13 protein-coding genes, 1 tRNA gene and 1 riboswitch are annotated in these 13475 nt (G+C 69.5%); of the genes, 7 read left to right on the forward strand and 7 right to left on the reverse strand.

What is annotated here, in order from left to right; genetic code table 11:
- The first annotated feature begins 25 nt into the window (after positions 1–25).
- On the forward strand, positions 26–220 hold the full coding sequence (locus tag SSMG_RS36705) for a hypothetical protein (RefSeq protein WP_037718599.1): 195 nt from the start codon (positions 26–28) through the stop codon (positions 218–220).
- 1 nt (position 221) lies between these two features.
- Here SSMG_RS36705 and SSMG_RS36710 read toward each other — a convergent pair whose 3' ends face one another.
- Positions 222–668 carry a nitroreductase family deazaflavin-dependent oxidoreductase gene (locus tag SSMG_RS36710; protein ID WP_037716075.1) on the reverse strand — a complete coding sequence of 149 codons (447 nt, stop codon included), beginning with the start codon at positions 666–668 and terminating at the stop codon, positions 222–224.
- Between the two features lie 126 nt (positions 669–794).
- Between SSMG_RS36710 and SSMG_RS36715 the strand changes: the two genes are divergently transcribed.
- Positions 795–1475 carry a TetR/AcrR family transcriptional regulator gene (locus SSMG_RS36715; protein ID WP_037716077.1) on the forward strand — a complete coding sequence of 227 codons (681 nt, stop codon included), beginning with the start codon at positions 795–797 and terminating at the stop codon, positions 1473–1475.
- A 46-nt stretch (positions 1476–1521) separates the two neighbouring features.
- Entirely contained in the window at positions 1522–3039 is a 1518-nt protein-coding gene (locus SSMG_RS36720; protein WP_009084613.1) for a 3-hydroxyacyl-CoA dehydrogenase, read from the forward strand.
- A gap of 287 nt (positions 3040–3326) precedes the next feature.
- On the opposite strand, the gene SSMG_RS36725 is transcribed toward SSMG_RS36720, so the two are convergent.
- From SSMG_RS36725 to SSMG_RS46510, 4 genes are all read right to left on the reverse strand, one after another.
- The gene (locus tag SSMG_RS36725; protein ID WP_009084615.1) at positions 3327–4301 is read right to left on the reverse strand and encodes a threonine/serine dehydratase; all 975 of its coding nucleotides are present in this window, start codon (positions 4299–4301) and stop codon (positions 3327–3329) included.
- Positions 4298–5137, reverse strand: a complete 840-nt coding sequence (gene folP, locus SSMG_RS36730) for a dihydropteroate synthase (RefSeq protein ID WP_009084617.1) — start codon at positions 5135–5137, stop codon at positions 4298–4300. Before folP ends, SSMG_RS36725 begins: the two co-directional genes overlap by 4 nt.
- Positions 5138–5162: 25 nt before the next feature.
- Positions 5163–5253, reverse strand: a riboswitch (ZMP/ZTP riboswitch).
- A 78-nt stretch (positions 5254–5331) separates the two neighbouring features.
- Positions 5332–8313, reverse strand: coding sequence for a PQQ-dependent sugar dehydrogenase (locus tag SSMG_RS36735; RefSeq protein WP_009084618.1), 2982 nt, complete (start codon positions 8311–8313; stop codon positions 5332–5334).
- 90 nt (positions 8314–8403) lie between these two features.
- Entirely contained in the window at positions 8404–8721 is a 318-nt protein-coding gene (locus tag SSMG_RS46510) for a L,D-transpeptidase (protein ID WP_009084622.1), read from the reverse strand.
- Here SSMG_RS46510 and SSMG_RS46515 point away from each other — a divergent pair.
- Positions 8714–9091, forward strand: coding sequence for a hypothetical protein (locus tag SSMG_RS46515; protein WP_009084620.1), 378 nt, complete (start codon positions 8714–8716; stop codon positions 9089–9091). The genes SSMG_RS46510 and SSMG_RS46515 overlap by 8 nt on opposite strands.
- A 202-nt stretch (positions 9092–9293) precedes the next feature.
- On the forward strand, positions 9294–9812 hold the full coding sequence (locus tag SSMG_RS36745) for a hypothetical protein (RefSeq protein WP_037716080.1): 519 nt from the start codon (positions 9294–9296) through the stop codon (positions 9810–9812).
- Here the strand turns inward: SSMG_RS36745 and SSMG_RS36750 are convergent.
- Together SSMG_RS36750 and SSMG_RS36755 are read right to left on the reverse strand one after the other, a co-directional pair.
- A complete protein-coding gene (locus tag SSMG_RS36750; protein WP_037716082.1) occupies positions 9796–10689 on the reverse strand; it encodes a serine/threonine-protein kinase in 894 nt (297 codons plus the stop codon). The two genes, SSMG_RS36745 and SSMG_RS36750, sit on opposite strands and share 17 nt — an antisense overlap.
- Positions 10690–10706: 17 nt before the next feature.
- A complete protein-coding gene (locus tag SSMG_RS36755; RefSeq protein ID WP_037718605.1) occupies positions 10707–12449 on the reverse strand; it encodes a class I SAM-dependent DNA methyltransferase in 1743 nt (580 codons plus the stop codon).
- A gap of 77 nt (positions 12450–12526) precedes the next feature.
- On the opposite strand from SSMG_RS36755, the gene SSMG_RS36760 reads away from it, so the two are divergent.
- Positions 12527–13276: a PP2C family serine/threonine-protein phosphatase gene (locus SSMG_RS36760; protein ID WP_009084629.1), complete on the forward strand. Its 750-nt coding sequence runs from the start codon at positions 12527–12529 to the stop codon at positions 13274–13276.
- Positions 13277–13339: 63 nt separating this feature from the next.
- A tRNA-Ser gene (locus SSMG_RS36765) sits at positions 13340–13424 on the forward strand.
- The last annotated feature ends 51 nt before the right edge of the window (positions 13425–13475 follow it).

The following is a 13475-nucleotide window of genomic DNA, read 5'->3' on the forward strand; positions in this document are numbered from 1 at the left end:
TCCCTTCCCGAGCGAGGAGATGGTCGTGAAGCGGTGGATCACGCTGGCGTGCGGGGTGGTGCTGGTGCTCGTCGGCGCGGTGTGGGTGCTGCAGGGCGTCGGGGTGCTGACCGGCAGTTTCATGACCGGCCAGAAGCTCTGGTTCCTGATCGGGCTGGTCGCGCTCCTGGCCGGCGTGGTCCTCGTCGCGGCCACCGCGTTCCGCAAACGCGCGCGCTGACTCACCGGGCGAAGACCTCGAACACCGGGTAGCCCGGCGCGATCTCCAGCAGCTTCTCCTCCGGTGCCTTCGCGTCCACGCCCTCGAAGAACGTGCCGACCTCGAACGCCCAGCGCTTGAGGTACGAGCGCAGGACGGCGGGCTTTTCCTCGTCGGCCAGCTCGCGGTAGGTGAACGTCTCGGTGCGCCGCCCGACGGTCAGCTGACCCTCGCCCGCCGCACGCAGGTTCCGCACCCACTGGGTTTCGCCGCGCGCCGCCACCAGGTACTGCTTGCCCTCGAACGGCAGCAGGTTCACCGGCACCTCGCGCAGTTCGCCGGACTTGCGGCCGCGGACGCCCAGCACCCGGCTGCCCCACACGCTGAAGCCGCGTTTGGTGAGCCAGCGGACGCAGCCGTTGAACACCGCGGTCGCCTTGCCCGGTTCGAGGTAACGAGTGCTGGTCATGGGGTCCTCCTCGGTTTGCGAGAGCGGTGCTCTCTGTTGTGAACAGTGAACACCCGTGGCCTGCCCCGCGTCAAGAGCAGTGCTCTCGATTTTGCGCGGCGCTCTCCTTCGAGGCACACTGATCGCATGACAGCCGCACCCCGCACCGCCCGCGAACGGGTCCGCGCCGAGCTGACCCGCGAGATCAAGGACGAGGCCCGCCGCCAGCTGGCCGAGGTCGGCGCGCACGGGCTTTCCCTGCGCGCGGTCGCCCGGGAGCTGGGGATGGTCTCGTCGGCGCTGTACCGGTACTTCCCGAGCCGCGATCACCTGCTCACCGCGCTGATCGTCGACGCGTACAACGCCGTCGGCGAGGCCGCCGAGCAGGCCGACCCGCACACCGGCGACCCGCGCGAACGCTGGCGAGCCGTCTGGCGCGCGACCCGCGACTGGGCTCGCGCGAACCCGCACGAGTACGCGCTCATCTACGGCTCGCCGATCCCCGGTTACCAGGCTCCGCAGGACACCGTCGGCCCCGCCGGGCGAGTGGCGTTCGCGCTGGTCGCAGTGCTGCGCGACGCCCATCCGCACGAGCCCGCGGTCACCGCGCCGATGTCCGACGAACTGCGCGCGCAAGCTGAGCAGCTCACCAAGGTCCTGGAGATCGACGCGCCGGCCGAGGTCGTCATGCGCGCCATCGCCGCCTGGACCCAGCTGTTCGGCGCGCTCAACTTCGAGCTGTTCGGCCAGTACGTCGGCAGCGTCGACCCGGCGGACGCGTACTTCGAGCACCTCATCGGGCAGATGGCGGACTTCGTCGGTCTGTAGCCCGGGGTAAGTTCGCCGTGGGGCCACAGCGAAAGGCGGTTTCAACGTGACGGGATGGGCCGGACGGGTCGGCAGGATCCGGGTGATCGGCACCGGGGTGATGGGACGCGGCATCGTCCAGCTCGCCGCGACCGGCGGCGTCACCGTGGAACTCGCGGACGTGCAGCCGGAAGCCGTCGCCGCGGCGATCGACCACGTGGGCGCGATGGTCGACCGGCTGGTCGCCAAGGAGAAGCTGACCGAGGAGGCCGGGCGCGCGGCGAAGGACCGCCTCGTCCCGGTCGACGGCCCGCTCGCCCCCGCCGACGGGGTGGACCTGGTGCTCGAGGCCGTCCGCGAAGACCTCGAAACGAAGCAGACGCTCTTCGCCGGTCTCGAAAAGATCTGCGGCCCCGACACGATTTTCGCGACCAACACCAGCTCGCTGTCGGTCACCGAAATCGCCGCCGGGCTCACCGATCCGTCGCGGATGATCGGCCTGCACTTCTTCAACCCGGTCCCGCTCATGCGGCTGGTCGAGGTCGTCCCCGGCGCGCGCACCGCCGACTGGCTGCCCGGCGAAGCCCGCGAACTCGTCCGCCGCTGGGGCCACGAACCCGTGCTGGCGAAGGACGCTCCCGGCTTCCTCGTCAACCACGCGGGCCGCGGCCTGAACACCGAAGCGCTGCAGATTCTCTCGGAATCCCTCGCCGCGCCCGCCGAGGTCGACCGCATCGCGCGCGACGTCCTCGGCCTCAAACTCGGCCCGTTCGAACTGCTGGACCTCACCGGGTTGGACGTCTCGCACGCGGTGCTGGAAAGCATCTGGAGCGGCTTCCACGCCGAACCGCGCCTGCGCCCGTCGTGGCTCACCCGCCCGCGCGTCGCCGCCGGACTCTTCGGCCGCAAGACCGGCGAGGGCTTTTACCGCTATGTCGACGGAAAACAAGAGGTTCCCCCGGAGCCCGCGGCCCCGCCCGCCCCGACCATGCCGGTCTACGCCGCCGACGAACGCCTGGGCCGTCTCCTGTCCGCGGCAGGCGTCGACGTGGTCCCGGACGCCTATCCGGACACGGTTCTCCTGGTGACCCTGCGCGGAGAGTCCACTGTGGAGGCTGCCCGGCAACTGGAACTGCCCGCGTCGCGCGTCGTCGGAGTCGATGCGCTCGGCTACGAATCGCGCTTCACGATGTCTGTCCATCCTGGACTGGACCCGCACTACGGCCGTGCGGCTTGGGGTGCCCTGGCCGCGACCGGAACCCCGGTGACAGTCGTCCGCGACGGTGCCGCTCCCATCGCGCAACGCCTGCTGGCCTCGATCATCAACACCGCTTGCTACCTCGCCGACCAGGGCCTCGCCGCGCCCGCCGACATCGACACCGCGGTCCGCCTCGGCCTGGGCTACCCGCGCGGCCCGCTGGAATGGGGCGACCTGGTCGGGCCGGAAAAGGTCCTGCGCATCCTGAACGGCCTGCTGCGCGCCACCGGTGATCCGCGCTACCGCCCAAGTGGCTGGCTCACCGAACGGGTGGCGCTGGGCCTGCCGCTGACCTCCGTTGGCACCCGGCCGGCTGATCTGGCCTGAGTTTTTGTCGGTGGTGCGCAGTAGCTTTTCGGCATGACTGCGACCATCGACTTGACCCTGGACTGCACTGACACACTTCGACCTAGAATCGGCCGGTTTGCCGCGGATCCGCCTGCGGCGCAACGACCCTGCGGCGCCGCCTCGGTCCTCGTCGCGCCTGGAGAATTTCGCGGCTCCGCAGATTCGGCTGCGGGGAAACGAAGTCCGCCCGTGGTCCGTCGGAGCCTCCCTGCGTCGGGGACCCCTCTCGCGGACCCCGCTGCCGCGCCCGTCGCGCCCGAAACCGGTCAAGGCTGGTCGTCGGCGGCCGCATCGGTCCAGCGGCGGTAGGCGCCCGCGTCGACGTTGCTCCCGCAGACGATCGTGACCACGTGCCGTCCGGTGAAGCGGGCTCGGTTTTCGAGAATCGCCGCGATGCCGAGCGCGGCCGAGGGTTCGACGACGAGTCCGGCGCGATCGAGCAGCAGCCGCATGCCGGCGATGATCGACGCCTCCTGGACCAGGACGGCGTCGTCCGCGACGAGGAGGAGGTCGTTCAAAACGGCCGGGATGGGAAACCGGCCGGCGACGCCGTCGGCGATGGTGTCGGTCGAGTCGGTGGTGACGACGCGCCGCTGGTGCCAGGAGCGCGTCATCGCCGGTGCGCCGAGCGGCTGGACGCAGAGCACCTCGACCTCGGGCGCGCGCTCCTTGAGCACGTGGCCCACCCCGGTGGCCAGCGCTCCTCCGCCCAGCGCGATCAGCACGGCGTCGAACGCGGGCGCGGCGTCCGCGAGCTCGAGGCCGATGGTTGCCGCTCCCTCGCAGGTCTCGAGGTCCAGGCTGTCTTCGACCAGCCGGATGCCGTCGTGCCGCGCGATGGCCGCCGCTCGTTCGCGAGCTGTTTCGATGTCGCCGTCCACCAGTTCCAACCTGGCGTCCAGCTCACGGATGCGCGCAAGTTTGGCTGCGGGCGCGAAACGGGACGCCACCACGGTCACGTCGAGTCCCCGGCCGCGGCCGGACCAGGCGAGTGCTTGGCCAAGGTTTCCCGCGCTCGCGCACACGACCGCGGAGGCACGGTTGTCGGCAAGCGCGCTGGCGACCACTTCGGTGCCGCGCGCTTTGAAGCTGCGGACCGGGTTCGCCGTTTCGAGTTTGATGCTCACCGCGCAGCCGAGGTCGCGTTCCAATCCTTCGCAGCGATACAGCGGAGTGTCGAGAAAGACCGGGTCGATCCGCTGGCGAGCAGCTCGGATCCGAGCGGTGTCGAGACGCGTCATCGGCTGGCTCCCGGGTACTGGTCCAAAGCCGCGAGGACGGTGAGTGCGTCCCGAAGCGCGGCGACGTCGTGCGTGCGGATGAAATCGACGCGGTGGCTGGCGGCGTACAGCTCCGCGGCCAGGCTGGCCGGTCCGATCTCCGCCAGCGCACGTCCGGTGATCGCGCGGAGAAACGATTTCCGGGACGGCGAGACCATGACCGGGACCCCGAAGCGGGCCTGGATCGTCCGGAGCGCGGACAGCACCGCCAGCGAAGGTTCCGGCGTGGTGCCGAGAAAATATCCGAGCCCGGGATCGATGATCAGCCGTTCGCGGTCGATGCCCGCCGCCTGGAGCGCGGCCAGCCGCTGGTCGAAGAACCGCTCCAGTGCGGTCAGCACCGCCCGCGGATCGGTCGCGGGCTCCTGCCGCCGCACCGAATGCATGACGACGAGGCGGCATCCGGTGTCAGCCAGCTCCGCGTACCGCTCGGGGTCCGGAAAACCGTGGATGTCGTTGAGGAACATCGCGCCGCGAGCCGCGGCGAACACGTGGGTCTGGGGCTGGAACGAATCGACCGACACCGGGATGTCTTCGGCGACCAGCTGGTCCAGGACCAGGTCCAGCCGCCGCACCTCCTCGTCGGCGGTCACCGGCTCGGCACTGGGATGACTCGCCGCGGGTCCGAGTTCGACGACGTCCGCCCCCGCCGCCAGCAACCGGCGAGCCTGCGCGAGCGCATTCTCCGGGGCGAGGAACCGGCCTCCGTCGGAGAACGAGTCTGCGGTGACGTTGACAATCCCGACCAGCCGGGGCCGGTGCCCGGACTCTCCCGAAAGGGCAAGAGGATAAACCATCGCCGCGTCTCCCGGATCTCGATCCCACAAGAGCCCAGGCGTACGGCATGACGTCACGTGGACGAGGCCGCTCCCCGATGGTGATCCATCTTCAGACGCCAGTCACGGCCTGCAGACACAGTAACAAGAAATTCCGGCGCGAAGCCAGCGGCGGCCGTCGGGAGATGCTGCCCGACGACCGCCGCCAACGTGCCTCACCACCGATAATCCGCCGTGCTCCCATACCGGTAAACGACGTACCCGCCCTGGAAATCGCTGCGCGCGCCACCGCTGATCGGGTACTCGTCCGAGGTCGGCAACCGCAGGTACCCGTTCTCCCAGCCGAGCGCGGCCCACCGCTTGCGGATCTCTCCCTGCACCATGTGCGCTCCGGTGCCCGGGCTCCAGTAGATCGAGCCACCGCCGGTGAAGTGGTTGTACCGCGCGATTCCGTTGGGAGTACTGGTTTCGTCGGTCGTCGGGTATCCCATCCCGCGCTCCCAACCCAGCGAAGCCCACTTGTCCCGGATCGCCCCGCCGATCTGGTGCGCCCCGGTCGACGGCGTCCAGTAGATCGACCCGCCGATCGTGAAGTGGTTGTACCGGCCCACGCCGTCCGGCGTCACCGACTCGTCCGTGGTCGGGTAGCCAAGACCGCGTTCCCAGCCCAGCGAAGCCCACTTGTCCCGGATCGCGCCGCCGATCTGATGCGCGCCACCGGTAGGCGTCCAATACACCGACCCGCCGGTGAAGTGGTTGTACCGCCCGACCCCGTCGGGAGTCCCGGTCTCGTCGGTGGTCGGATACCCCACCCCGCGCTCCCAGCCGAGGGCGGCCCACTTGGCCCGAATCTGCCCCTGCACCGAATGCGCTCCGGTGGACGGAGTCCAGTAAACCGACGCGGCCTGACTGGCCGGCGTACCGAGCAAATGGTTGTACCGCCCGACGCCGTCCGGAGTCGAAGTCTCGTCGGTCACCGGCGGCCCGTACACCTGGTGCCCGCCGATCGCGAGATACCGAGCCAGGATCTGCCCGCCGATCTCGTGCACCCCGGTGGCCGCGGACCAGTACAACCGCCCGTTCGCGTAAGGCCGGTACCGCACCAGGCCGTCCACCACCTCGGGACCCGTCGGCGCGCCGAGCACACTCTGCAATCCCGGCTCAGCCGCATATCGTTGATCGATCGCCGTCAGGTAGTTCGCGGTCAGCGTCATGTCGCTGGTGCCCACGGTGATCGACCACGAAGAGGTAGCCGGACCGCCCTGCCAACCGGTGAACTTGGAGACCCCATCGGTGCCGACCAACGCCGCGGTCACGTCAAACGTCGCACCCTCAGTGACCATCGAGGTGCTGACGCCGCCCTCGCTCGGGATGCTCAGCGCGGCGGGCTGCGTCCCCACCAACGTCAACCGGTGCTGGCGCGGGTAAGCGACGTACGTCTTGCTCGCCTGCACCCCCGCGCTGTCCGTGACCGTCGCGGTGAATTCCATCCGGGAGTCAGTGTGATCGGTAAACGGAACAGTCCACGTAGGACCAGTTGTTCCGTCCCCTGGATGCACGTGACAGGCCCCGAGATCTGGACAATGCCGAATCAACGACGTCCACGTAACCGGAAGCGGCCCATCCTCGACATCGGTAGCCGTCGCCGACAACGAAACCGGCTCACCGACCGCGAAGTCCTTGTCCGGTGCGGACAAAGTCAGCACTGGCGAGTGATTCCCCGGTGCGACAGCGATCTTCGCCGTCCCGACCCCGCCGAGCGGATCGGAAACCGTCAAGGTCGCGGTGAACGAAGCACCGTCTCCGTACTGGTGGCTGGCCTGAACCCCAGTACCGGTGCTGCCGTCGCCGAAGTCCCAGGAATAGGTGAGCGGATCGCTGTCCGCGTCCGTAGAACCGCTGGCGTCAAAGGAAACCGTACGCGTATCCGGATCCGTCGAAGACGTCGCCTTAGCCACCGGAGGGGAGTTGTTCGTCGAATAGCTCAACCGGCGCAGCAGGCCAGAGTTGAGGTCGCTGAACACGATGTCCCCGTTAGGCGCGGCGGAAATTCTAGTAACCCCACCGACATTCTGGAACGGCGCTGGACTCGTCGGTGCCTGCGTAAGCTTGCCTTGCTCGTCATAACGCAACGTCCAGATCTTCTCCCCCGCGTAGTCGCCGAAGAAGTACGCACCCTGGTAAGCCGCCGGATAAGTAGTGCCGCCATACACGATCCCGCCGGTGACGCAGTTGCCCTGCGACGGATCCGTCCCGTGCTGGTAGTCCCACAACGGCGCGGTGTTCACCGCCGAAGCGCACCGCGAGTCGGTCGAGTAGCCCGGCGTGGGGTGGTTCCCCTCGTAGCAAGGCCACGCGAGATTCGCCCCCGGCTGGACGACGTCCAGCTCTTCCCACGTGTACCAGCCGACGTCGCCGACCACCGGCAGTCCGCTCTTCGGGTCGAGACTGAACCGGAACGGGTTGCGGAAGCCGCTGGCGAACACCTTGCTGCGCGCGGAATCCGGCGCGGCCGCGTTGTAGTACGGATTGCTCGGCACGCCCTTGCCGTCCGCGGTGAGGTGCAGGATCTTGCCGAACGGCGAGTCGAGGTCCTGTGCGACGAAGGCGACCGGGTTGGTCTTGCCCGCGTCGCCGTTGTCGCCGACGGAGTACCAGAGCGTGCCGTCCGGCGCGGGGTAAACCGTGTCGAGGCCGTGGATGTAGTACGGGCTGCCGGGCAGGTCGAAAATCACCTGCTCGCCGGTCAGTCCGGACGGATGCCCCGCGCCGTCGAGCTGCACGGTGAACTTCGCGGCGCGCAGCGTGTACTGGCCGTTGCCGAGCGAGACCGAACGGTTCAGGTAGATCTGGTGCGAGGCGGCGTAGTCCGGTGCGAGGGCGATGCTCGTGAGGCCCATGTCGCCCTGCGTTTCGACCGGGAAGGCGGCGATCCGCGCCGGCGCGCCGCCGCCTGCGGCCGGGACCCAGTTGACGACGCCGGACTTGCCGAGGGCCAGCACGCTGTCGTCGGGCAGCCAGGCGAAGTCGGTGAACTCGTACTGTCCGAGTCCGGTGGGCAGGTCCCGCAAGACGAACCCCGGCGGCAGCGCCGGGGTGCCGGCTGCTGCCGCCGGGGCGACGGCGGTGACCACGGTGGGGACGGCGAGGACCGCGACTGCGGCCACCAGCAGGGAGCGGAGCTTGCGCCAGGCCATTCAGGACCCCTTTCTCAGCGACCGGTAATCGCTCGAAAGGGGGAGTAAGTTGCCGCTATTGGGTGATATTTACTCGACCGTGACGCACGGTCAGGGCACGACCTGGACCACGTCGCCGACGTGCAGGGTGTTGAAGAACCGCAGCGACGACGCCGCCGACAGGTGGATGCAGCCGTGCGAGTACACCTTCAGGCTGCCGGTGTGGAACGCGTCGCCCGGGTAGAAGAAGACCGAGTTCGGCATCGGCGCGTTGTCGAACTGCTTGCTCAGGTGCAGCTTTTCCTTGGAAAGCACGTGGAACGTGCCGGTCGGCGTCGCGTGACCGCTGCGCCCGGGAAGCATCGAAACGGGACCGTAGATCACCTTGCCGTCCTGCAGCAGCCAGGCGCGGTGCGCGGAAATGTCCACGCAAGCGCTGGTCCCGGAAGCAGCGGCGGCCGCCGCGCACGGAACGTCGGCGGTGCTCGGCTCCGGGTCCGCCTTCGGCTTGGGAGCGGGCTTCGGCGTCGGTTTCGGGGTCGGCTTCGCGCTGGTGCTCTCCGGGCTGGCACTGGTCGCCGGGGCAGAACTGCTGGTCGGCGCGCTGGACGACGAACTGGGCACGCTCGCCGCCGCGGCCACCGCGCCGCCGCCGGAAGCCGACCCGGCCGTCCCGCCGGAGCACGCCACGAGCCCGAAAGCCGCGGCCAGCGCCGCCATCCCCACCAGAACCCTCTTCACGATCCGGTACCCCCCGCGTTCGGTCGGGTCCTCTTCCGGACCCGTATCACCCGAATAGACGACCGTCACCCCACCGTGGTTGCTCGGCGATGGTCACGATCCGGCGTCTCCACCTCTGGGTTGAGTCGCGAATCCACCCGGCGCCAGCCCGGACGCCGACGAAAACCGCATCCATTCCGACGACGCTGAAAGCACGCCGGGCACCCTCCCGGCACCCGCCGCCGGCCGGGCGAAGCCGACGACCACCGCGAAGGAACACCGTGAACCTCGGCCCGCTCACCATCGTTCTCTACGCCGCGATCGCGGCACTCGTCCTGTACCGGGTCGTTTACCGGCAGTGGCGCGGCACGCTCCTCAGCCGCAAACGTTTGGTGACGCTCCCCTTCATCCTGACCGCGATCGGCGTGTTCTCCGCCGCCACCACCCTGCAAAGCGCCACCGCGACGGAGTACGCGCTGCTGATCGGCGACGTCGTGCTTCTCGGACTGCTGGGCGTTCTGCGTAGCTCCACTTCGGTCCTCAGTGCCCGCGAAGGCACGACGTTCGTGAAGGGCACTCCGCTCACGTTGGTGCTGTGGTTCACCACCATCGGCGTACGCGTCGGCTTCTCTTTCCTAGGAGCCGCGATGGGCGTCAGCAACGCCGTGACGTCGTCGACGATCATGCTCACGATTGGCATCAGCATCGGCGTACAGAACGCCACCACCTACTACCGCATTCAGAAGCGTGGTCTGCCGCTCTCGGAGCAGACGCCGACGAGCATCAGCGCTCGCCGCTAAGCCCGACCATGCGCGCGTACATCCGCGAAGGACTCAGCACGGTTGGCGGGTGCAGGAATCCCGGCAATGGCGGCAAGTCGCGCGCGAAGGGCACGAGATGCGCGTACAGCACTTCGGCCCCAGACGGTCGCACCGAAGGATCCTTCGCAAGCGTCGCAGCGAGAAGCGCGTTCAGCTCCCGAGGTACGCCAGGAACGACGGGCGCTGTTTCCTTCACCTGCTTGTCGAACACCGCGTACGCCGTCGGCCCGGTGAAGACCGGACGGCCAGTGAGCATCTCGTGCAGTACACAACCAAGCGCGTACAGGTCGCTTCGCGGCTCCGCGTGCCCACGCTGGATCTGCTCTGGAGCCATGTACGACGGCGTACCCAGCAACTGCCCCGCGCGCGTGAAGCGAGCAGTGTCGGCTTCGCGCAACACAGCGAGCCCGAAGTCCATCACCTTCACGCTGCCGTCCGGGCAAAGCATGAGGTTGGCCGGTTTGAGGTCACGGTGACAGACCGCGCGAGCGTGCGCCGCCGACAGCACCGCAGCCGCTTGCGCCGCGATCGCCGCCGCCCACGGCACCGGCAGCGGACCGTGTTCGGCGAGCAGATCGTCCAGCGTCACGCCTTCGACGAACTGCATGACCTGGAACAACCGGTCGTCATGGGCACCGAAGTCGTAGAGCGTGGGCGCGCCGGGATGGTCGAGCGTGGCGAGGATCCGCGCTTCGCGGGCGAAGCGTTCTTCCAGCTCTTCGTCACCGCCGGGAAGCCGAAGCAGCTTGATCGCGACTCGCCGGCCGAGCCGCCGGTCGAGCCCGCGGTGCACCGAACCCATGCCGCCCCGCCCGAGCGGCAGATCGTCGACCTCGTAGCGGTCCGCGATCAGCATGGGCCCCCTCACAGCGCTCACCCGCCACCGGGCTTCAGCCGTCCTTCGGCGAGTGCGGCAAAGCCTAGCCGCACCAGGTCGCGGCCGATTTCCGCGGTTTGCCGCAGCGCCCGGTCGAAGTCCGCGAGCGCGCGGAACGCGACGCCGTACGCACGCTGCGTTTCGAGCGGATGCCGCGGCACCTTGAGCCGGCGCGCGTCGATCCGGGTCGACGCGCTGTGCACCGGGAAGTCCGCGGCGCGCAGGCAGCCGGCGAGGAACTGCGCGTCGAGCAGCTCCGGATCCACGCGATAACGGGAAAGCGCGGGCCCGAGCCGCACCGGCGCTCCACTGTGGACGATCACTGCGCCGGTGACCGACGCGACCACGTCGCCGTCGTGCGCGAACACCGCCGCCGGATCCGGTGCGGCGTGCCCGGTCGGCGGGCCGCCGAGCAGGACGTCGTCGGTGGTCAGCACGGGTTCGTCGCCGTCGGCGGTGCGCGGGGGCGCGTGCGTGATCCGCAGCGCGCCCGCCTTCACCAGCTCGCCGACGGTCGTGTGCGCCGTTTCGCCGGACGCCGGTTCCAACTCGGGCAGCTCGATCCCGATCTGCCCGAAAACCCGTTGCGCGGCAAGGAAAGCCTCGCCCGAATCGCTCTCGCCGGGACGGCCCGACGGGGTCAGGTCGACGTCGTCGTCGAGCACGTCGATGATGCGTTCGCCGAGGTCCGGATCGGCGAGAAAGTCCTGCCACAGCTGCTCGACGTCGTCCGCGGTGGTGTCGGCGATCAACACCGTCGCCGGCGCGCGCCGCTCCGGTTCCGGCCGGGTGAGCAGCCAGAGATCGGTGCCCGGCGCGAGCGTGCACACCGCGCGCAACGCGCCCGCTCGAAGGAGATTGGCCCGGATGCGCTTCCCGCTCCGCCGTCCGGCCGCGGCGCCCGGCATCAACACCGCCACCGCGCCACCGGGTTTCACGTGCGCCAGGCAGTGCTGCACCCACGCCAGCTCCGACTCGCCACGCGGCGGCAGGCCGTACTCCCAGCGCGCGTCGCCGACGAGTTCCTCGTGCCCCCACCCGCGCTCGTTGAACGGCGGATCGCACAGCACGACGTCCGCCAGCCGACCGGCGAAAGCGTCCGCGCGCAACGCATCCGCGGCGTACACCTCGGCGTCCGCGCCGTGCAACCGCAGCCGGATGCCCGCGATCCGCGCCGTGTCCGGGTCGACGTCCTGCCCTCGCGCCCGCGTCGCCGCGGCGGCCAGCAGCAACGAGCCGAACCCGCACGCGGGGTCCAGCACCTTGGCCCCCTTCGCGCCGGTCAGCCGCACCATCAGGTCGGCGTACGCGGTCGGCGTCGGCGAGAGCCGACGGGCGTGTGCTTCGAAGAAGCGATCGCAAAGCTGCTCGAAGGTCTCCGCCGCGCCTTCGCTCGAGGCGAGCTGGGAGATCAGCGCCAGCAGCTCCGGGTCGTCCGGGCCTTCCCCGTCGCCCGCGAGGTACTCGCCGACTGCCGCCAGCCGTGTGCCGAGGTCGAGGTCGTCGCCGAGCGCGCGCAGCCGTTGCCACGCTTCGTCAATCGGCGCCAGCTCGAACGGACGACCGCGCCCGCGCAGCCACGCCTGCACCTCCGGAAGCGAAAACAACGGGCTGGACGCCGTGCCGCCTACGGGTTTGGGAAAATCGTCATGGCGCCGCCGCCAGTTGCTCACCGCCGCCCGGCGCACGCCCGCCAGGCGCGCGATGTCGGCCGCACTCACCGCCGCGTCGTCTGCCATGTCGAGCACGATAGCCGACGACAGCGGTTTCCATCGTTTTGCTTGTTAACTCAGTCAACCAATGGTTTCATGGGGGCATGGCCACCGAGCAGACCCGGTTCACCCTGCGGTACTCCGCGGGCTCGGACCAAGGGCGACGACGCCCCAACAACGAGGACTCCGTGTACGCCAGCGGGCGGCTGCTCGTGGTGGCGGACGGGATCGGCGGCCAGCCGCACGGCGAAGTGGCCAGCTCGACCGCGGTCAGCGTGCTGGCCTCGCTGGACGCGGAGCTGCGCACCCTGGACCTCACCGCGCACAACCTGTCGAACCTGCTCTCCGACGGCGTCCGCCGGGTCGCCGGGCAGCTCGCGCGCGTGGCCGAGGAAACCCCCGCCACGCATGGCATGGGCACTACCCTCACCGCGCTGCTGTTCGACGGCACCCACTTCGCCGCCGCGCACGTCGGCGACTCCCGCGGCTACCTCCTGCGCGACGGCGAACTGCAGCGCATCACGCGCGACCACACCCTGGCGCAGGCCCTGGTCGAAGACGGCACGATCAGCGCCGCCGACGCCGACCACCACCCGCGCGGCTCGATGCTGATGAAGGCACTCCTGAGCACCGGCTCGGCCGAACCGGACGTCTGGGAATTCACCCCGCACCCCGGCGACCGCTACCTGCTCTGCTCCGACGGCCTCACCGCGGGCGCCAGCGAACCGGCCATCCAGGAGGTCCTCTCCCAGGGCGCCCCGGAGGAAGTCGTCCCGAGGCTCATCGCTTTGGCCAACGAGGGCGGCGGCCCGGACAACATCACCATCGTGGTCGCCGACGTCGTCCCGGCCTGAGCCCGTCGCCGCAGGTCGGACCACCTGCGAAAGGCCGGAGGGCCATCCGGTATTCTTCCCCACGGAGGATTGGCCGAGCGGCCTAAGGCGCACGCTTGGAAAGCGTGTTGGGTTCACGCCCTCGCAGGTTCGAATCCTGTATCCTCCGCCGCGGTAAGACGAAGGTCCCGGTTTCTCAGAAGCCGGGACCTTCGTCGTT

Origin of the sequence: Streptomyces sp. AA4 (assembly GCF_000158875.1) — a bacterium.
GTDB lineage: Bacteria > Actinomycetota > Actinomycetes > Mycobacteriales > Pseudonocardiaceae > Amycolatopsis.

Bases quoted from the DNA above. Each gene is read 5' to 3' on its own strand.
- SSMG_RS36750 (WP_037716082.1), bottom strand. From the start codon at position 10,689: ATGCTGATCGCGGACCGCTACGAGGTCGACGATCTGCCGCTCGGGCGG.
- SSMG_RS36715 (WP_037716077.1), top strand. From the start codon at position 795: ATGACAGCCGCACCCCGCACCGCCCGCGAACGGGTCCGCGCCGAGCTG.
- folP (WP_009084617.1), bottom strand. From the start codon at position 5,137: ATGGTTTATCCTCTTGCCCTTTCGGGAGAGTCCGGGCACCGGCCCCGG.
- SSMG_RS36725 (WP_009084615.1), bottom strand. From the start codon at position 4,301: ATGACGCGTCTCGACACCGCTCGGATCCGAGCTGCTCGCCAGCGGATC.
- SSMG_RS46515 (WP_009084620.1), top strand. From the start codon at position 8,714: ATGTCCACGCAAGCGCTGGTCCCGGAAGCAGCGGCGGCCGCCGCGCAC.
- SSMG_RS36755 (WP_037718605.1), bottom strand. From the start codon at position 12,449: ATGGCAGACGACGCGGCGGTGAGTGCGGCCGACATCGCGCGCCTGGCG.
- SSMG_RS36760 (WP_009084629.1), top strand. From the start codon at position 12,527: ATGGCCACCGAGCAGACCCGGTTCACCCTGCGGTACTCCGCGGGCTCG.
- SSMG_RS36710 (WP_037716075.1), bottom strand. From the start codon at position 668: ATGACCAGCACTCGTTACCTCGAACCGGGCAAGGCGACCGCGGTGTTC.
- SSMG_RS36735 (WP_009084618.1), bottom strand. From the start codon at position 8,313: ATGGCCTGGCGCAAGCTCCGCTCCCTGCTGGTGGCCGCAGTCGCGGTC.